Source organism: Pseudomonas sp. 210_17 TE3656 (assembly GCF_054821965.1).
The window spans coordinates 3,999,970-4,019,570 of record NZ_JBTRBC010000001.1; the positions used below are offsets into that span (position 1 = coordinate 3,999,970).

Genomic DNA, 19,601 nt, shown 5'->3' on the forward strand with positions numbered 1-19,601 from the left:
TGGCAGAGCGTCGCAGGTCAGCGCCGAGCCCCCAGGTAATAGAACAGCGCCGCCAGCAGCACCGAGCCAATCAATAGATAGAAGGTGGCCACCGGCACCAGGTGGGCGAGGGCAAAGCCGCAGATCACCGGCCCCAGCGCTGCCCCGAGGTTGGACAGGTTCTGCGCGCCGTAATACACCCCGCGCAGATGCTCGGGGGCGATGCTGTCGATGAACATGTACTCGGCCGGAATGACGATGATCTCGCCGAGGGTGAACACCAGCATCGCCAGGCACCAGACCAGCAGCGACTGGGCCAGGGAGAACCCCAGCAGGCCAGCCAGGAACAGCGCCATGCCGGCCAGCAGCCAGGGCATCAGCTGGCGGCTGTTGATGCGCCGCCCGATCACATACTGCAAGGCGATGACGGTGATGGCGTTGGTGGCTACCAGGTAACTGATATACCGCGCAGCCTCGCTGGCATTGGTGGTCACTACCAGGTACTGCGACAGGTAAGCGGTGAACTGACCGAAGACCACGGCACTGAGTGCGCCGCCGAGGGTGAAGCAGACCAACCGGCGATCCTTGAGCAGTTGTCCGCCCACGCTGAGAAACCCGGCCTGCGGGCTGCCGTCCAGTTGCGCCCGCGCCGAGCGCTCGCCCCAACGCCGGTAGCACAGACACATGGCCAGCCCCAACGCCGCTGAAACCAGAAAGGGCAGGTGATTGTCGAGCATGATCAGCGCCACACCGACAAAGGGTCCGACGGCGTAGGCGACGTTGCTCAAGGTGTACTTGATCGAGAACACCTCGGAGCGTTCTTCCAGCGGCAGCAGGGCGCAAAACCCGGCCTTGGCGGCAATGTCGACCACCGCCAGCGCCAGGTTGATCACCACCAGGCTGGTGAAGAACAGGCTCAGTTCACGGCTGACGATGGCGGTAACGAAGGCTATGGCGAACACCAGGGTAGAGACGATGATCACCGTGTAACTGCGCAGAGTATCGATCAGGTAGCCGCCGTACAGGCTCAGCAGCGAGGCGACGATCAGCGCGCCGCCAATCATCAGGCCGATGCCACTGACATCCAGGGCGAAGTTTTCCGCGAGGTAGACCACCAGGTAGGGCAGGGTGATCGCCCGCGCCAGGGTCAAGACAAAAGTGGTGGTCAGCAGCAGGCGCACTTGCGGGTTGTAGCGTCTTACGGCTTCGAGCATGGCACGTCCTTGTTGTTATTGCGTTGGGGGCCGTCAGCAGCCAAGCATACGCCTGGGCGGGAAGGGGTGGATAGGGCTGGATCCATATCTACAAAATAGATAACAGATAGAGAAAATACCCGTTATATGGATATTTGTTACGGGCATAAGATGGTCTCACGTCACCGGACTACAGGAGACTCCGACCATGCCATGCCTGCAACAGACTGCTTCACCCTTGCGCCCGTTGCGCCATCTGGCTCACCCGCGTGAAGTCATCCGCCAGTTCACCCCCAACTGGTTCGCCGCGACCATGGGCACCGGGGTCTTGGCCCTGGCCCTGATGCAGATCGGCATCGACAGCCTGCATGGAACGGCAGAAGCCTTGTGGTGGCTGACCATTGCCCTGTTCATCCTGTTCAGCGTGTTGTATGCCGCGCGCTGGCTGATGTTCTTCGATGAAGCGCGGCAGATTTTTGCCCACTCCACGGTATCGATGTTCTTCGGCACCATCCCCATGGGGCTGGCCACCATCCTCAACGGTTGCTTGCTGTTTGGCGTCAATCGCTGGGGTGAAGGCATCGTGCCCTGGGTCGAGGCTATGTGGTGGTTCGATGTGGGGCTGGCGCTGCTCTGCGGCGTGGCCATTCCTTACCTGATGTTCACCCGCCAGGAGCACAGTATCGACCAGATGACGGCGGTGTGGCTGTTGCCGGTGGTTGCCGCTGAGGTCGCCGCCGCCAGTGGTGGCCAGCTGGCGCCGCACCTGGTGGATGCCCACAGTCAATTTCTGGTGCTGATTACCAGCTATGTATTGTGGGCGGTGTCGCTGCCGGTGGCGTTCAGCATCCTGACCATCCTTATGCTGCGCATGGCCTTGCATAAACTGCCCCACGCCAACATGGCCGCTTCCAGCTGGCTGGCGCTGGGCCCGATCGGCACCGGTGCGTTGGGCATGTTGCTGCTGGGCGCCGACGCCCCGGCGATTTTCGCTGCCAACGGCTTTGGTGACCTGGGTGAAATCGCTCGCGGTCTGGGGCTGGTTGCCGGGATTGTGCTGTGGGGGGCGGGGCTGTGGTGGTTGCTCACCGCAGTGCTGATCACCCTGCGTTACATGCGCCATGGCATGCCGTTCAACCTGGGCTGGTGGGGCTTCACCTTTCCGCTGGGGGTCTACACCCTGGCCACCCTCAAGCTCGGTGCCTGGCTGGGCTTGGCCTTCTTCCAGCACATGGGCCTGGTGCTGGTGGTGGCGCTGGCCGGTCTGTGGATGATGGTCGCCAGCCTCACCCTGCGCGGGGCCTGGCGCGGTGAACTGTTCGTCTCGCCATGCATTGCCGGGTTACACAAGTAGATTGCATTTACCTGGGTGATTGTGGCTTTGTCCGCTCTGCGTGCCTCCAATGACAAAGCCCCACTCAGGTACACGGACGATGAGTCAAGCCTCGCAGTTCAGCCTTCTAGGCAAACGACGGTTCCTGCCGTTCTTCATTACCCAGTCGCTGGGAGCGTTCAACGACAACCTGTTCAAGCAGTCGTTGATCCTGGCGATTCTCTACAAACTGGCCATCGACGGTGACCGCTCGATCTGGATCAACCTCTGTGCCTTGCTGTTCATTCTGCCGTTCTTCCTGTTTTCCGCACTGGCCGGACAGTTCGGTGAGAAGTACCCCAAGGATGCGCTGATCCGCCTGATCAAACTGGCCGAAATTGGCATCATGGCCATCGGCGCCATCGGCTTTCTGACCAACCATCTGGCGCTGATGCTGCTGGCACTGTTTGCCATGGGCACCCATTCGGCGCTGTTCGGCCCGGTCAAGTACTCGATCCTGCCCCAGGCCCTGCATGAGCAGGAGCTGGTCGGCGGTAACGGCCTGGTCGAGATGGGCACCTTCCTGGCCATTCTGGCCGGTACCATTGGCGCCGGGGTGATGATGTCCAGCACGCACTATGCGCCGGTGGTGGCCTGTGCGGTGGTTCTGGTCGCTGCGCTGGGTTATCTGTCTAGCCAATGGATTCCGCGGGCGAGTGCGGCGTCGCCGCAGATGAAGCTGGAGTGGAACATCTTCACCCAGTCCTGGGCGACCTTGCGCCTGGGGCTGGGGCAGACTCCGGCCGTGTCGCGTTCGATTGTCGGCAACTCCTGGTTCTGGTTCGTCGGCGCCATTTACCTCACGCAGATTCCGGCCTATGCCAAGGATTGGCTGCACGGCGACGAGACCGTAGTCACACTGGTGCTGACCTTGTTTTCGGTGGGCATCGCCCTGGGCTCCCTGCTGTGTGAGCGCCTCAGCGGCCACAAGGTGGAAATCGGCCTGGTGCCGTTCGGCTCGTTTGGTCTGACCCTGTTCGGTTTGCTCTGGTGGTGGCACTCGGGGGATGTGCCGGCAGCGGCGACGCCACACGACTGGCTGGCGTTGCTGGGCATGTCCGAAGCCTGGTGGGTGTTGCTGGCGATTGTCGGCCTCGGCGTTTTTGGCGGCTTTTATATCGTGCCGCTGTATGCGCTGATCCAGTCGCGTACGCCTGAACAAGAGCGTTCGCGGGTGATTGCCGCCAACAACATTCTCAACGCGCTGTTCATGGTGGTGTCGGCGATTGTCACCATCGTGCTGTTGACCCTGGTTGAGCTGACCATCCCGCAGTTGTTCCTGGTGGTGTCGCTGCTGAACATCGGCGTCAACGCCTACATCTTCAGGATCGTGCCCGAGTTCACCATGCGCTTCATGATCTGGTTGCTCAGCCACTCCATGTACCGGGTCGAGCACCGCGACCTGCAGCAGATTCCGGAGGAGGGTGCGGCGTTGCTGGTGTGCAACCATGTGTCGTTCGTCGATGCCCTGCTGATTGGCGGAGCGGTGCGTCGGCCGATTCGCTTTGTCATGTACTACAAGATCTACCAGTTGCCGGTGCTCAACTTTGTCTTCCGCACCGCCGGTGCCATTCCCATTGCCGGACGCAATGAAGACCCCGAGACCTATGAGCGGGCATTCAAGCAGATTGCTGCCTACCTGGCCGATGGCGAGCTGGTGTGCATCTTCCCCGAGGGCAAGCTGACCACCGACGGTGAGATCGATGAGTTCAAGGGTGGCCTGAGCCGGATCATCGAGCAGACCCCGGTGCCGGTGATTCCCCTGGCGTTGCAGGGTTTGTGGGGGAGTTTCTTCAGCCGCGACCCGGCCAAGGGCTTCTTTCGCCGTTTGTGGTCGCGGGTAACCTTGGTGGCCGGATCCGCCATCCCGGTAGAGGCGGCGCAACCGGCGTTGTTGCGTGAGCGGGTCAGCCAGTTGCGTGGCAACCTGCGCTGACCGCACAGGGCAAGGTCAGCTGGCGCTGACCTTGAGGCCGATCAGGCCGGTGATGATCAAAGCGACGCTGGCCAGGCGCACCAGCGCCATGGATTCGCCGAACAGGATGATACCGGCGATCACCGTGCCAACGGCGCCGACACCGGTCCAGATCGCATAGGCGGTGCCCAGCGGCAGCTCTTTCATGGCCAGGCCCAGCAGGCCGAGGCTGATAGCCATGGCGGCGATGGTCAGGACAGTGGGCAGCGGGCGGGTGAAGCCGTCGGTGTATTTGAGGCCGACGGCCCAGCCTACTTCGAACAGGCCGGCAAAAAACAGGATGATCCAGGACATGCAGCATCTCTAGCAGTGGATGGGGCCGTCCCCGAAACGTTCACGCAGTGCGTCGTGAGGCCGTCCTCACCGTGGGCAATATGGTGCCCATGTTGAACTATCGGGGCAAGCTGGGAGGTCACAAGTCCTGGATCAGCCTTCGTCACGCAGGGAGGTGATGCGATCAAAAATGATAGACACCCACTTTATGGATGCGCACTAAAAACTTGCTGTCAGCACCACCCTTCAAAACCACACAGTGTTCGCCCTGAGCAGTCCACTTTCTGCCACCTCTTGTAGAGACCGATATATGTGCTTCGGGTGTAGATCTAGGAATCAGCTCCTCGCCATCCTGTCGGGTAACCCGCCAATGTCTTGCTGATTTAGAATAGAAGCCTAAATAATCATTGTTGCTGATATCTAATGTGCTGCCGTTCTTGCTGCCGCCTTTGGTGTATTCCTTGATGATGTATATAGCTTCGCCGTTTTCCTCATAGCAGCCAAACCACAGGGTGGTTGGTAGCACGGGATGGCCTTTGATCTGGGCATCCAGAATTTGCAGCCAGCCACCGTCGTTGATCCGCACAGGGCGGCGTATACCACCGTCCTCCAGGTACACGTCGGCGGTAAATGATTTTGACGTGTCAAGTTTTGAATCATCCATCGTCTTTCTCCTGATTGTTGCTGAGTGCTTAAGCCGGGTCGGGTCTTGTTACGCTGTCAAAGTAATCAGCTGCTGTATTGCAATACAGGCTGAAACTTTTCCAGCGAGCACGCGGCATCGCTCCCGGCTTGTAATGAATCAAGCGAGATGGCAATGAGGAGGAAAAAGGTTTGATGCTGCCGATTTTGCGGTTTGCGAGTTTGCCGGTTTTATCGCGGGGCAAGCCCGCTCCCACAGGTTATTTGCAGGAGCGGGCTTGCCTTGCGATCAGGCTCAGACCCCTTGCGGAATCTCTTCGCCACCCAGTGCTTCGAATAGCGCCGGCAGGAACTCGCCGAAGGTCAGCATCATCAGGGTAAAGCTGGCATCGAGTTGGCCCAGGGCTTCGTCGCCACCGTCTTCTTCGGCCTGGTCCTGCAGCAGTTCTTCAAAACGCAGGCGCTTGATGACCATCTTGTCGTCGAGCACGAACGACAGTTTGTCCTGCCAGGCCAGCGACAGCTGGGTCACGATCTTGCCGGTACCCAGGTGCAGCTGGATCTCGTCGCTGGTCAGGTCCTGGCGTTTGCAGCGCACGATGCCGCCGTCTTCATGGGTGTCACGCAGTTCGCATTCGTCCAGTACATAGAAGTCAGGCGCAGCTTGCTGGGTCTTGACCCAGTCGGTCATGGTCGCGCTCGGGGCGATCTTCACGGTCACCGGACGTACCGGCAACGAACCCATCACTTCCCGCAGGGTCGAGAGCAAGTCTTCGGCGCGTTTGGCGCTGGCCGAGTTGACCAGGATCAGGCCCTGCTTGGGAGCGATGGCAGCGAAGATCATCGAGCGACGGATAAAGGCGCGCGGCAGGAACGCCTGGATGATCTCGTCCTTGATCTGATCGCGCTCCTTCTTATAGACCTTGCGCATCTGTTCGGCTTCGATCTCGTCGATCTTCTCTTTAACGGCATCACGCACCACGCTGCCGGGCAGGATGCGTTCTTCTTTACGGGCGGCGATCAGCAGGAAGTCACCGCTGACGTGAACCAAAGGTGCATCTTCACCTTTGCCGAACGGCGCGACGAAACCGTAAGTGGTCAACTCCTGGCTGGCGCAGGGGCGCGCCGGCTTGCTGGCCAGAGCGGTTTCCAGTGCTTCGGGATCGAACGGGACATCCTGGGTCAGGCGATAGGTCAGCAGGTTTTTGAACCACATGGGGTGAATCTCTCCTCAACACATAAGGAGGGCATTATTCTCCGAGCGGACGCTTCAGGCCAAGTCCGCTAAGTCTTTGGAACGCCTGAAAAATTTTTTTAAAAAAGTGCTTGCCAGAGTGTTCGGTGCTCCGTAGAATGCGCGCCACACCGAGACGAAAGGGTGATTAGCTCAGCCGGGAGAGCATCTGCCTTACAAGCAGAGGGTCGGCGGTTCGATCCCGTCATCACCCACCACTTCTCAGTGTATCGCGCAGCGGTAGTTCAGTCGGTTAGAATACCGGCCTGTCACGCCGGGGGTCGCGGGTTCGAGTCCCGTCCGCTGCGCCATATTTAGCTTCCAGGGCCCACTGAACACCCGGAAGCAACAAAGAAAGCGACCTTAGGGTCGCTTTTTTTGTTTCTGGATTTCGCCCAGAATTCACCAGCACGCTGGTACGTCGCTGCTTTCTCCGTGCCAGCCCCTACTGAGCAAGAGATCAATCATGCAGGATGCACGCACTTCCCCGGCGCCTTTGCTGGGTATCGACCTGGGTACCACCAACAGCCTGGTGGCTGTCTGGCGCGAGGGCCAGGCGCAACTAATCCCCAACGCCCTCGGCGATGTCCTCACCCCTTCGGTTGTCAGCCTCGATGACGACGGCAGCATTCTGGTCGGCGCGCCAGCACGTGCCCGGCTGACGACTCATCCTGAGCGTACCGTCGGCGCCTTCAAGCGCTTCATGGGCAGTGACAAAAAACTTGAGCTTGGTGATCAGTCGTTCAGCCCGGAGGAACTCTCGGCGTTGGTGCTCGGTGCCTTGAAAGCCGATGCCGAAGCCTTCCTGGGCTGCCCGGTGAGCGAGGCGGTTATTTCGGTGCCAGCGTATTTCAGCGACGAACAACGCAAGCGCACCAGCTTCGCCGCCGAACTCGCCGGTTTGAGCGTGCAACGCCTGATCAACGAGCCGACAGCCGCAGCCATGGCTTACGGCCTGCATGAAAAGAAGTTTGAGCGCACGCTGATCTTCGATCTCGGCGGCGGTACCTTTGACGTCACGGTGCTGGAGTACGCCCTGCCGCTGATCGAGGTGCATGCATCGACCGGTGACAACTTCCTCGGCGGTGAAGACTTCACCGCGGCGTTGCTGCAAGCCTGTTTGCAGGACTGGCAACTCAAAGCGTCGGCAGTGGCGCCGCAAACCCTGGCCAGCCTTGCCGATGCCATCGAGCAACTCAAGTGCAAACTGAGTGAGGGTGAGCAACACCTGAGCTGTGAGGTTGCCGGTGAAACCCGCCAATGGTCACTGGACGAAGCCCGCGCGCTGAAGATCTGGACCGGGCTGCTGGCGCGTATCCGGGCACCGATCGAGCAGGCGTTGCGCGACGCCCGGGTGAGCCCCAAGGACCTCGACAGCCTGGTGCTGGTGGGCGGCGCCACGCGTATGCCGGCCGTGCAACAGATGGTCGCCACCCTGTTCGGTCGCCTGCCATACCGGCACCTGGACCCGGACACCATCGTCGCGCTCGGGGCCGCCACCCAGGCGGCATGCAAGGCCCGCGACGAGGCCATTGAAGAGCTGATCCTCACGGATGTCTGTCCGTATACGCTGGGGATCAGTGCCGCGCGCAGCGAAGAAGTCAGCGGTGTGTTTGCGCCGATCATCGAACGCAACACGGTGATCCCGACGTCCAGGGTCAAGCGCTTCAGCAGTACCCATGCCGAGCAGAAAATGATCCGGATCGAGGTGTACCAGGGGGAGCGGCCCTGGGTGCGTGACAATATCTTTATCGACGCCTTCGATATTCCGCTCACGCCCAATGGCAGCATCCAGAGCCTGGATGTGCGCTTCAGCTATGACATCAACGGCCTGCTGGAAGTTGACGTGACCCTGCTCGACACTGGCAAGCAGCATAGTCACAGCATCGACCGCAGCCCCACCGGGCTTGATCAACAGGCGCGCCAGGCCAGCCATGCGCGGCTCGCGGGGCTGAAAATCCACCCACGCGATGCGTTGCCCAACCGCACCCTGCTGGCCCGTCTGGAGCGGGCCTGGATGCAGAGCCTGGGGGATGACCGCGAACGGATCGGCAGCTGGCTGGACGATTTTTCCAGCGCCTTGGCCAGCCAGCAACCTGAACAGATCAGCCGTCAGCGCCAGCGCCTCAGCGAGGCGCTGGAGCAGCTGCGGTTCTAACCGTTCAAGCGCCGCAAAGCCGCTTGCAGGCCCGCCTGCAGGTTGTTTTGCGCGGCGTTCACCGGTGGCAGACCGTAGCGGTTGGGCAGCGGTTCACCCGGCAGGATCAGCAGCACCAGCGGCAGAAACGGCAGGAACGGCAGCAGCGCCGCGAACAGGATCAGCGTCGGGATGCCTCGGCCGATATCGTGCAAACGGCGCAGGCTGGCGCTGCCCAACAGGCCGACGAACAACAGGGCGAAGAGGATCTGTAACGGCATGCTCCCGGCCATCAGGATCAACAGCGGCCCGAGGATGATGCTGCCGACCACCTGCACGCCATAGGCCTTGCGACTCAGGCGGCTACCCAGTTTCCAGATATGCGAGGCTGGCACTGCCTGGTTGCTGGAATTGGCCGGCAACAAGCGTTCGGACCAGGACAGCAACGCCGTCATTGCAGCGCGAATCCCGGTGTCCATGCCCGGGAAGTCTTTGGCGCGCTGCAGCTCCTTGAGCACTTTGACCCTCGGCACACCGGCGCGACCGTAGCGCGCCAGGTTCTTCAGGGCGTCGAGCGCGGTATAGAACAACGTACTGTTGAGCAAATAATCTTCTTCGAGCACTTTGCTTGGCGGGCGTACCGGCTCGCCCTTGATCAGCCCGTCGCGAAACGGTTCGAACCAGTCCTGCGCGCAGGTCAGGTTGGCGATCTGTTGCAACACTTCGCGGTGCTGCTCGGCGTTCAGGCTTGGGTCGTGATACAGCACGGCGCAGAGCAGCATCAAACCGAGCATGTCGTCTTCGAAGGCGCCCGGATCACGCTCAAGGCAGGCAAAGAGCTGCAGGTTGCTGGGCAACCTGGTGCTGTCCAGCACCTGTTGCACGCTGAGCAGGCGCTGGCCCATCAACTGCTGAACCGGATCATTGTCGTCCAGCCAGCCCAGCATCCCGTCCAGGTTGCCTTGCTCCGCTTGCAGGCGCAGCAGCACCTGTTGCAGCGCGGCAAACGGGTGATCGGCAGGGTAGGGCATGGCCAGCAAGGCCGGTGAGGTCAGCGCCAGCCAACGTTCCGGCTGGTCGATCAGGGCCAGCATGAACAGGTTCTGCCGGTGCCAGGTCCACAGGCCTTCATCGGCGGGTGGGCGAGGCAGTTCGGTACCGGCAGCGGCAAGTTGCGCCTGGAGCTCAAGCGCATAAGGTGCCGGGAACATTCCGCCCGGCTTGAACGCCTCGGCCAGGCGTATCAGGCCAGTGGCCGGGTAACTGCGCACCCGGCGCATCCAGTCGCGGCACACTGGCCGCAGGTGGCTTTCGCGCAAGGCTTCGGGCAATTGCGCCTGGGCCGACGGGTTGTTGATGCAGGCGGTCAGGGCCAGGGCAACCGGTGATTCGTTCAGCCAGCGCAGCTGTTGCGTAGCCTGGTACTGGAAACCTTCTAGAATCAGCGCGTCCAGCGGATCATCGCCGGGCGCTTCGGCCATGAGCTGGTGCAGCAAGCCGCTGTCGCCTCGATGCAGCGCCCAGGCGTGGCGGTACAGACGCTGCAGTTGAGTGTCTTGCTGCTCTTCGAGCAGCCAGGCCAGCAAAGGCTGTTCGTCATCACCGTCCATCCGCCAGGCGACAAAGGTGCCGGCAATGCCAGGCAGCCCGCTGCGCGCGGCTTCGAACCAGCGCGTCAGGGTTTCCGGGCGCTGTGACGGGCTGCCCCAGGTCTGCGCTGGCGCTTCAAGATCGTCTGGCCAGGTGGCGACTGGCTCCAGTCGATCGAAGGCCTGGATCAGCAAGGGCAGGCGTTGTGGTTGGTGCTTGCGGCACAGCTCCAGCAGCCAGCGTGCGGCCCGCGGATGCTGGTGTTCACGCCAAAGGCGGGTCCAGCACTGGCGAGCGAGTTCTTCCTGACCGCTGTCGCTGCTCTGGCAGGCCAGCATATACAGCAGGTCGAGATCGTCCGGCGCCTGGCGCTGTTGCTCGGCAACCATCGCGCAGAAGGTTTTGCTGGCGATGCCGGCCTGGCTGAACTGCACCAGCAAACGCTGGATAAAGGCCTCGTCCGCGGGCAAGGCCATGCAGGTGTGCGTGGTGGCGAAGCGTTTGTACTCGAACAGTGGCCGGTTATGGAACAGATACTCAAGGCTACGGGTGAACCACAAGGTCTCCATCTGCGCAGCCGGCGACCAGTCCTTCATCAGCGCGGTGTCAAACGGGTCCGGCTCGGCCGTGCGTTCGAGGAAGGCTTCAACCTGTTCCGGTTGTTCCAGCTTCAGTAGCTGGCTGGCCCAGCCCAGGCGCGCAGCCAGCATCTGCACGCAGTTGTGGGATAACGGGCTGGTCTGCATCAGGTTGTAGAGCAGGTTCCAGCTGATCGGCTCCAGGTCATCCAGGGACAACTGGTCAAGCTGCTCGATAAACGCTTGCCAGGCGGCGGGATCGAAGCGCCGGGTCGAGTCTTCGAGCAGCGCTGCAAACGCTGCCTGAGTCTGCTCGACAGGACCGTCCTCGACAGGCATCGGGCTTTCATCTGCGGATGTCGGGCTCTGCTCGTCACGGGCCAGTTGCAAGGCGGCCTCATAGGCCTGGCGCAGGGCCTGGAAACCCTCCGGGTCGGTTTCCGGGTGGTGGTGCGGCAGGCGTGCACGGTAGGCGCCGCGAATCAGGTCAGGGTCGTTGGTCGGCTCAATGCCCAGGCGTATCCAGCAGCTCATGACCAGGCATCCTCTTCCAGCGTGTCAGGGCGTTCAGGCAGGTTCAACGGCAGGTCCCACGGCAGGCTGGCGAGCAGTTCGCTGGCACCCTTGCGCAGGTTGTTGAGAATGCAGCGGTTCCAGTGTTCATCACCTTGGCGGGCGAGCTCCTGGGCCAGTTCATCGTCGCTGCAGTCGGAGCAATTCCATAGCGCCTTGCCATAGATGTAGCCCGCCAGGTAGGTGTTCCAGTCGTTGTAGTAATGACGCGCGCGCAGCGCCAGGCGACCTTGCAGCCAGAGGCTTTCATCGGCGCTGACATAGCCTTTGCGCAGACCGCTGCGCAGCAGGAAGCCCATGCGTCCCAGGTCCCAGGCCCGGACGCCACCCGGGCCACAGTCGGCCAGGGTGCGGTAGGCGAACTGGTACTGGATGCGTTGACGCGGGTTCAATTGCTCCAGCGCGTCGTGCCATTCGCTGGGCAGGCAGCGCGCTGCTTGCCAATAGGCATTGCTGACCTCAGTGGCATGACCGTCATCGGCCATGTGCAGCATGTCCAGCAACTGCCGGCGATTGCTGATGCCCCACCATTTCTGCAGGTCCGTTGCGTCATCGTCTGCCGGTTCGTAATAGGTGGCGGCGGTGTAGCTGGCGCCGTTGAGGGCGGCCATGGGCGCGGACAGGGCATACAGCCAGTGCTGCTCTATTTCTTCCATGAAAAAGCTCCGGGGGTCGGCGGAAGGATGTGCGGGTACCGACCAAAGTGGCGCGAATTGTAAAGAGCCATGGAAGTAGCGGCAAATCTGAAATGGGCCGCCTTGGTGCATACCCGCCCAAGACGGTGCAGAGATATCGCCACAGTTTGCAGCGCAAGCCTGTCGTTACGGGCTTGTACGGTTCTGGCGCGACCCTTGCTAACGCTTGAATATCCGGCAATCAACGCAGATTGCCCCGTTCACGACAAAGGCGCCGTGTTGCTCCCGCTTGTTTTCACAAGCCGGGGCGACAGGGCGCCTTTTTGTTTGCGCAAGCAGGAGGTTGGCAGATGAGCAGCAGCACTGTGCGCAGCGTTTGCCCGTATTGTGGTGTGGGGTGCGGCATCGTCATGACGGTTGAGGGCAACCGGGTGACCAAGGTCAGCGGGGACAAACAGCACCCGAGCAATTTTGGCCGCTTATGCACCAAGGGCCTGACCGCACATCAGCCGCTACGCGAATCCGGGCGCATGCAGCAGGCTTACCTGCGTGATCAGCGTCAACGCGATCCGGTGCAGACGCCTGTTGAGGTAGCCATTGAACAAACGGCCCGGCGTTTGCGCGCAGTCATTGACGAGCATGGGCCCGATGCCCTGGCGTTCTATGTTTCCGGGCAAATGTCGCTGGAGGCTCAGTACCTGATCAACAAACTGGCCAAAGGCTTCGTCCGCAGCCGCCACATCGAATCCAATTCGCGCCTGTGCATGGCCAGCGCCAGCAGCGGCTACAAGCAGTCGCTGGGGGCCGACGGACCGCCGGGCAGCTATCAGGACTTTGATCGTGCCGAGGTGTTCTTCGTTATCGGCGCGAATATGGCCGACTGTCACCCGATCCTCTTTCTACGCCTGCTCGACCGGCTCAAGGCCGGTGCCCGGCTGATCGTCGTCGATCCGCGGCGCAGCGCCACCGCCGACAAAGCCGACCTGTTCCTGCAGATAAAACCGGGCACCGACCTGGCGCTGCTCAATGGTCTGCTCTATCTGCTCAAGCACAATGGTCACTGTGACGATGACTTCATCGAGCGTTACACCGAAGGCTGGGAAGTCCTGCCGGACTTTCTCGAGGACTACACACCCGAGCGGGTCGCCGCCATCACCGGGCTCGCCGAAGCCGATATCCGCCAGGCCGCCGCATGGATCGGCCAGGCGCCGGAATGGATGAGTTGCTGGACCATGGGCCTGAACCAGAGCATCCATGGCACCTGGCAGACCAACGCCCTGTGCAACCTGCACCTGGCCACCGGAGCGATTTGCCGGCCCGGCAGCGGGCCGTTTTCCCTGACCGGCCAGCCCAATGCCATGGGCGGGCGTGAGATGGGCTATATGGGCCCGGGCCTGCCCGGCCAGCGCTCGGCCAAGGTCGAGAGTGACCGTGCTTTTGTCGAGCAGCTCTGGCAGGTCCCCGCCGGCACGCTGCGCAGCGAAAGCAGTGACGGCAGCATAGCCCTGTTCGAGCAACTGGCAGCCGGGCAGATCAAGGCCTGCTGGATCATCTGCAGCAACCCGGTGGCCAGCGTCGCCAATCGCCAACAGGTAATCGACGGCTTGCAGCGGGCGGAGCTGGTGATCACCCAGGATGCCTTTCTCGACACCGAGACCAATCGCTATGCCGATATCCTCCTGCCCGCCGCGCTGTGGGCCGAGGGCGAAGGGGTGATGGTCAACTCCGAACGCAACCTGACATTGATGAACAAGGCTGTCGAACCGCCGGGCGACAGCTTGCCCGACTGGCAGATCATTGCCCGTGTCGCCTGTGCCATGGGCTATGCCGAGGCCTTCAGCTACGCCAGTGCCGAAGCGGTGTTCGACGAGATCCGCCAGGCCTGGAATCCGGCCACCGGCTACGATGTGCGCGGCGTCAGCTACGCCGGTTTGCGCCAGGCGCCACAACAATGGCCGTATCAGCCGGGGCGCGAGGACAGCCGCAGCCCGCTGCGTTATCGCAATGACGGGGTCAGCCAGAGTCTCTACCGTGATGCCGCTGGCCAGGCACCGGCCATCGCCTTCGCCACCCCGAGTGGCAAAGCCCGCTTCTTTGCCCGGCCCTGCCTGCCGAGCGCCGAGCTGCCGGATGACGAGTTCGCCCTGGTGCTCAACACCGGGCGGGTTCAGCATCAATGGCACACCTTGACCAAGACCGGCAAAGTCGCGGCATTGAACAAGCTCGATCCCGGCCCTTTTGTCGAGATTCATCCCGAAGATGCCGAACGCCTGGGCATAGCCGAAAAGGACCAGGTGCAAGTGCGCTCGCGGCGCGGCCTGGCGGTGTTGCCCGCGCGCATCAGCACACGGGTATTGCCTGGCAACTGTTTTGCGCCGTTTCACTGGAATGATGTCTACGGCGACAACCTGGCCATCAACGCAGTCACCAGCGACGCCGTCGATCCGCTGTCGCTGCAACCGGCCTTCAAGTATTGCGCGGTGGCCCTGAGCCGGGTCGCTGGCGAACGCATCAGCGCAGTGCAAGTCGAGCAACCGCTCGCCTCGATGCAGGACCAGCACCTGTTGCTCTGGGCCTCGCAAACCGGCAACGGCCAGGCCCTGGCCGAACAGTGTGCCGAACAGCTGCGTGAGGTTGGCCTGCCGGTGCAGTTGAGCTGCATGGAGGATGTCGCGCTGGCGCAGCTGGACAGTCCCGCCAGCCTGCTGCTGATCGCCAGCACCTTTGGCGACGGCGACGCACCGGACAGCGGCGCGGCGTTCTGGCAGGACTTGCAGGGCGAGCATGCGCAACGCTGCGCCGGGCTGCCTTATGCCGTGCTGGCCCTGGGCGATTCCAGCTATGAGCAGTTCTGTGGTTTCGGCCGCAAGCTCGACCAGCGCCTGGCCGAGCTCGGTGGTCAGCGCTTGCTGGAACGGGTCGATTGCGAGGGTGACGTTGCCGCACCGGCAGGGCAGTGGTTGCAGGCGCTGCTGGCCAAGTTCGGGCGGGATCAGCAGACGCTGGCGTTGCCTGTGTCCAGGCCAGCGGCCACGGGCTTCAGCAAACAACAGCCGCTGCCCGCCAGGGTGCTGGAAAACCGCTTGCTCAACAGCCCGGGCGCCAACAAGGAAACCCGGAAAATCATTTTCGACCTGGCCGACAGCGGCTTCAGCTATCAGGCTGGCGATGCCCTCGGCGTGTGGCCGCGCAACTGTCCGGCGCTGGTGGACGAGCTTCTCGCGGCGACCGGTCTGGATGGCCGGCGGTTGGTCAGCCTCAAGGGCCAGGCCGACATGCCGCTGGCCGCTGCCTTGGGCGAGCACCTGGAAATCGCCCGGATCACCCCGGCCATGCTGGAAGCCATTGCCCTGCACAGTGGCAACGCGCACCTGCAGGACCTGCTCAAAGCGCAGAACAAAGCGGCGCTCAGGGAATGGTTGTGGGGCAAGCAACTGATTGACCTGGTGCATGCCTTCAAACCGGCGCTCGACCTGGAAACCTGGCTGAGCCTGCTCAAACCGTTGCAGCCACGCTTGTACTCGATCAGCTCCAGCGCCAAGTACCACCCCGATCAGGTTCATCTGACCGTTTCCACGGTCCGTTATGGCCAGCGCAAAGGCGTCTGCTCAACCTACCTGGCCGACCGGGCCGCAGAAGGCAAAGTGGCCATTTTCACCCAGCCAAGCGCACATTTTCGCCTGCCCAAGGACGGTACTGCGCCGGTGATCATGGTCGGTCCCGGCACCGGCGTCGCGCCGTTCCGGGCATTCCTGCAGGAGCGTCAGGCCGAAGGCGCCACGGGGCGTAACTGGTTGCTGTTCGGCGAGCAAAAGGCAGCCAGCGATTTCTATTACCGCGACGAACTCCTGGCCTGGCAGCGCGAGGGGCATCTGACCCGCCTGGACACGGCATTTTCACGTGACCAGGTGGAAAAAATCTATGTGCAACAGCGCATGCTCGAACACGGCGCCGAACTCTGGCGATGGCTGGAGGAGGGCGGCTACTTCTATATCTGCGGTGACGCCGGGCGCATGGCCCGTGACGTCGATGCCGCGCTCAAGCAAGTGGTGGCTGAGCACGGCGCATTGAGCACCGAACAGGCCGACGCCTACGTTGCTGAATTGAGCCGCAGCAAGCGCTATCTGCGCGATGTGTATTGAGTGCCCCATAAGGGGGAGGGTTGCACCAGCCTGGGTCGATAACGGCCGCTTGTGCTAGCGAGCAGGCCCGGTTTCAAAGGCTTTGGCAGTTGGCACGGTCCCTGCTTTTGCACTGTTACAACGTTCCTGCGGGTCAATGGCGATCTGCACCCGGAACTACATAAAACCACCAGGCAAAGGCGCCTGGAGCTTCGGCTCCAGGCGCCTTTTTTTGTTTTTCGGGGCTCGCCCCGGCAGTACAGCCACCGTGAATGGCCTTGAGTGAGGATCGGGTATGAATGCAGCAACGACCATCGCCCAGCGGGAAAAACTGATCATCGTCGGCAACGGCATGGTCGGGCATCACTGCGTCGAGCAACTGATCGAACGCGGCGCCCTGAGCCGTTATGAGCTGCGGGTGTTCGGTGAGGAACGCCAGCGTGCCTACGACCGCGTGCACCTGTCCGAATATTTCAGCGGCAGCTGCGCTGAAACCCTGGCCCTCGGCACTGCGGGACTGTATGCCGGGCACGGGGTCAATGTGCATCTGGGCGAAGCGGTGCTGGAAATTGATCGCGAGCGTCGGCAAGTGCTGACTTCGGCGGGGCGTTATGCCTATGACCAACTGATCCTGGCCACCGGCTCTTATCCCTTTGTGCCGCCAATCGAGGGCTGCGAGGGCGCTTCGCGTCTGGTTTACCGCACGCTCGATGATCTCGATGCCATCCGTGCCGCGGCAATCGATGCCCGGCGTGGCGTGGTAGTCGGTGGTGGCTTGCTGGGGCTGGAGGCTGCCAACGCCCTCAAGTCACTGGGCCTGGAAGCGCACGTAGTGGAATTTGCCCCGCGCCTGATGCCGGTGCAGCTGGACGCTGAAGGCGGCGCGGCCTTGCGTGCGCAGATCGAAGCGCTCGGGGTCGGCGTGCACCTGTCGCGGGCGACCCAGTCGGTGGTGGCCGGTGAAGGCTATCGCTACCGGATGAACTTCGAGGGTGGCGAGTTTCTCGAAACGGACCTGATCGTGTTCTCCGCCGGGATTCGTCCGCAGGATGCTCTGGGCCGCAGCAGCGGTCTGGAGGTTGCCGCGCGCGGCGGGGTGGTGATCGACAGCAGCTGTCGCAGCAGCGATCCACACATCTATGCCATCGGCGAGTGCGCCTCGTGGAACGGCAGCGTGTTCGGTTTGGTCGCACCGGGTTACAGCATGGCGCGCAATGTCGCTGCGGCGCTGGCGGGTGAGAGCGCCGCCAGTTTTACCGGCGCCGACATGTCGACCAAACTCAAGCTGCTTGGGGTGGATGTCGGCTCGATCGGCGATGCGCACGGCGCAACCCCCGGAGCGCGCAGCTACCGCTTTATTGACGAAGCCAGCTCGGCGTATCGCCGCCTGGTGGTCGATGCCAGTGGCAAACGCGTACTCGGTGCGGTGCTGGTGGGCGACAACAGTTACTACGACACCTTGCTGCAATACGTGCAGAACGGCATCGCCCTGCCGGCCGATCCGGCGGCATTGATCCTGCCGCAAACTGCCGGTGCACCGACGCTGGGTGCCGACGCTTTGCCGGACAGCGCCACCATCTGCTCCTGCCACAACGTCAGTAAAGGCGCGATTTGCACTGCCATCGACAACGGCTGTGGCGAACTCGGTGAACTCAAGCAGCAGACCAAGGCGTGCACCGGTTGCGGCGGTTGTGCGGCGCTGCTCAAGCAGGTTTTCGAGCACGAACTGATCGCCCGTGGTGTCAGCGTCGACAAGAGCCTGTGCGAGCACTTTGCCTATACCCGCCAGGAGCTCTACGCCCTGGTGCGGGTCGAAGGCATCCTCAGCTTCGAGGAAATTCTCGCCAGGCATGGCCGTGGCCACGTCGGCTGCGATATCTGCAAACCCACGGTCGGCTCGATCCTCGCCTCGTGCTGGAACCAGCCGATCATGGACCCTTCGCTGGTGCCGTTGCAGGACACCAACGACACCTTCATGGCCAACATGCAGAAGAACGGTACCTACTCGGTGGTGCCGAGGATTCCCGCTGGCGAGATCACCCCGGAAAAGCTCATCGTCATCGGCCAGGTGGCAAAAAAATACGACCTCTATACCAAAATCACCGGTGGCCAGCGCATCGACCTGTTCGGCGCGCAGCTGCACGAGCTTCCGGCGATCTGGAGCGAGCTGATCGAAGCCGGTTTCGAAACCGGACACGCCTACGGCAAATCCACGCGTACGGTGAAATCCTGCGTCGGCAGCACCTGGTGTCGCTATGGCGTGCAGGACAGCGTGCAGATGGCCCTGACCATAGAAGATCGCTACAAGGGCCTGCGTTCGCCGCACAAGCTCAAGTTCGCCGTATCCGGCTGTACCCGCGAATGCGCCGAGGCGCAAAGCAAGGACATCGGCGTGATCGCCACCGAGAAGGGCTGGAACCTTTACATCTGCGGCAACGGCGGCATGCGTCCACGCCATGCCGAGCTGTTCGCCACCGACCTTGATGACGCCGGGCTGATCCGTCTTATCGATCGGGTGCTGATGTTCTACATCCGTACCGCCGACAAATTGCAGCGCACCTCGGTCTGGCGCGAGAGCCTGGAGGGCGGGCTGGATTACCTCAAGCAGGTGATTATCGACGACAGCCTGGGCCTGGGCGCCGAGCTTGAGGCACAGATGCAATTGGTGGTCGATCGCTACGAGTGCGAATGGGCCAATGCCCTCAAAGACCCGCAAAAGCTCAAGCGCTTCCGTACCTTCGTCAACGACCAGCGTCCTGACCCGGGCGTGCACTTTGTTCGCGAGCGTGGCCAGCGCCGGCCGATCGCCGCGGCTGAGCTTCATTTGATTCCGACCACTGAAGAGGTGCTGTGATGAGCCTGTCCAATGTCGCTGTAAACCTGCAAACGCAAGGCTGGCAAGCGGTCTGCAGCCGCCAGGACCTGGTTGCGCAATCGGGCGTGGTGGTGTGGTTCGAAGGCCGGCAGGTGGCGTTGTTCTACTTGCCGGAGCAGGACACGCCGGTGTTTGCTGTCGACAACCAGGACCCCAGGTCCGGCGCCAATGTGATCGGTCGCGGGTTGGTGGGGCATCTCAAGGGTGAATTGGTGGTGGCAGCGCCGTTGTACAAGCAGCATTTCAGCTTGAGCGATGGGCGTTGCCTGGAGGATTCCCAGCAAGCCTTGCAAGTATGGCCAGTGCGGATCAGGGGGGAGCAGGTGGAGATAGGCCTGTAGGAGCGGGCTTGCCCCACGATGCGATGTAGCTGATTTACCGCCATCGCGGGGCAAGCCCGCTCCCACCGGGGAGGGGCATTGCA

The 19,601-nt window shown here is 62.1% G+C and carries 12 protein-coding genes and 2 tRNA genes; 8 read left to right on the forward strand and 6 right to left on the reverse strand.

All coding sequences use genetic code 11. The annotated features are described in order from the left end of the window. Positions 1-17: 17 nt before the first annotated feature. A complete protein-coding gene (locus tag ACVI9W_RS18785; protein WP_461530794.1) occupies positions 18-1,193 on the reverse strand; it encodes an MFS transporter in 1,176 nt (391 codons plus the stop codon). Positions 1,194-1,380: 187 nt separating this feature from the next. On the opposite strand from ACVI9W_RS18785, the gene ACVI9W_RS18790 reads away from it, so the two are divergent. Together ACVI9W_RS18790 and ACVI9W_RS18795 are read left to right on the forward strand one after the other, a co-directional pair. Beyond that, the gene (locus tag ACVI9W_RS18790) at positions 1,381-2,526 is read left to right on the forward strand and encodes a TDT family transporter (RefSeq protein ID WP_422421874.1); all 1,146 of its coding nucleotides are present in this window, start codon (positions 1,381-1,383) and stop codon (positions 2,524-2,526) included. 79 nt (positions 2,527-2,605) lie between these two features. After that, positions 2,606-4,480 carry an MFS transporter gene (locus tag ACVI9W_RS18795; RefSeq protein WP_461530795.1) on the forward strand — a complete coding sequence of 625 codons (1,875 nt, stop codon included), beginning with the start codon at positions 2,606-2,608 and terminating at the stop codon, positions 4,478-4,480. A 15-nt stretch (positions 4,481-4,495) separates the two neighbouring features. Here ACVI9W_RS18795 and sugE read toward each other — a convergent pair whose 3' ends face one another. The 3 genes from sugE to rdgC all read right to left on the reverse strand — a co-directional run bounded on the left by sugE (position 4,496) and on the right by rdgC (position 6,650). Beyond that, on the reverse strand, positions 4,496-4,813 hold the full coding sequence (gene sugE, locus ACVI9W_RS18800) for a quaternary ammonium compound efflux SMR transporter SugE (protein ID WP_038608185.1): 318 nt from the start codon (positions 4,811-4,813) through the stop codon (positions 4,496-4,498). A gap of 163 nt (positions 4,814-4,976) precedes the next feature. Continuing rightward, a complete protein-coding gene (locus ACVI9W_RS18805) occupies positions 4,977-5,456 on the reverse strand; it encodes a hypothetical protein (protein WP_461530796.1) in 480 nt (159 codons plus the stop codon). 273 nt (positions 5,457-5,729) lie between these two features. Then, a complete protein-coding gene (gene rdgC / locus ACVI9W_RS18810) occupies positions 5,730-6,650 on the reverse strand; it encodes a recombination-associated protein RdgC (protein ID WP_461530797.1) in 921 nt (306 codons plus the stop codon). 160 nt (positions 6,651-6,810) lie between these two features. On the opposite strand from rdgC, the gene ACVI9W_RS18815 reads away from it, so the two are divergent. The 3 genes from ACVI9W_RS18815 (at position 6,811) to ACVI9W_RS18825 (ending at position 8,826) form a co-directional block, all read left to right on the forward strand. Further along, a tRNA-Val gene (locus ACVI9W_RS18815) sits at positions 6,811-6,886 on the forward strand. Positions 6,887-6,902: 16 nt separating this feature from the next. Then, positions 6,903-6,979 (forward strand) — tRNA-Asp (locus ACVI9W_RS18820). A 155-nt stretch (positions 6,980-7,134) separates the two neighbouring features. Then, positions 7,135-8,826 (forward strand): Hsp70 family protein, encoded by a 1,692-nt coding sequence (locus ACVI9W_RS18825; protein ID WP_461530798.1) that lies wholly within the window; start codon positions 7,135-7,137, stop codon positions 8,824-8,826. Here ACVI9W_RS18825 and ACVI9W_RS18830 read toward each other — a convergent pair. Both ACVI9W_RS18830 and ACVI9W_RS18835 read right to left on the reverse strand, forming a co-directional pair. After that, the gene (locus ACVI9W_RS18830; RefSeq protein WP_461530799.1) at positions 8,823-11,507 is read right to left on the reverse strand and encodes a DUF805 domain-containing protein; all 2,685 of its coding nucleotides are present in this window, start codon (positions 11,505-11,507) and stop codon (positions 8,823-8,825) included. The genes ACVI9W_RS18825 and ACVI9W_RS18830 overlap by 4 nt on opposite strands. Continuing rightward, the gene (locus ACVI9W_RS18835) at positions 11,504-12,202 is read right to left on the reverse strand and encodes a DUF1266 domain-containing protein (RefSeq protein ID WP_461530800.1); all 699 of its coding nucleotides are present in this window, start codon (positions 12,200-12,202) and stop codon (positions 11,504-11,506) included. The genes ACVI9W_RS18830 and ACVI9W_RS18835 overlap by 4 nt, the downstream gene beginning before the upstream one ends. A 329-nt stretch (positions 12,203-12,531) precedes the next feature. Between ACVI9W_RS18835 and ACVI9W_RS18840 the strand changes: the two genes are divergently transcribed. From ACVI9W_RS18840 to nirD, 3 genes are all read left to right on the forward strand, one after another. Further along, complete coding sequence (locus ACVI9W_RS18840) at positions 12,532-16,323, forward strand: molybdopterin-dependent oxidoreductase (protein ID WP_461530801.1); 3,792 nt, start codon at positions 12,532-12,534, stop codon at positions 16,321-16,323. A gap of 274 nt (positions 16,324-16,597) precedes the next feature. Then, complete coding sequence (gene nirB / locus ACVI9W_RS18845) at positions 16,598-19,156, forward strand: nitrite reductase large subunit NirB (RefSeq protein WP_461530802.1); 2,559 nt, start codon at positions 16,598-16,600, stop codon at positions 19,154-19,156. Then, entirely contained in the window at positions 19,156-19,518 is a 363-nt protein-coding gene (nirD, locus tag ACVI9W_RS18850; RefSeq protein WP_461530803.1) for a nitrite reductase small subunit NirD, read from the forward strand. Before nirB ends, nirD begins: the two co-directional genes overlap by 1 nt. Positions 19,519-19,601 lie beyond the last annotated feature (83 nt).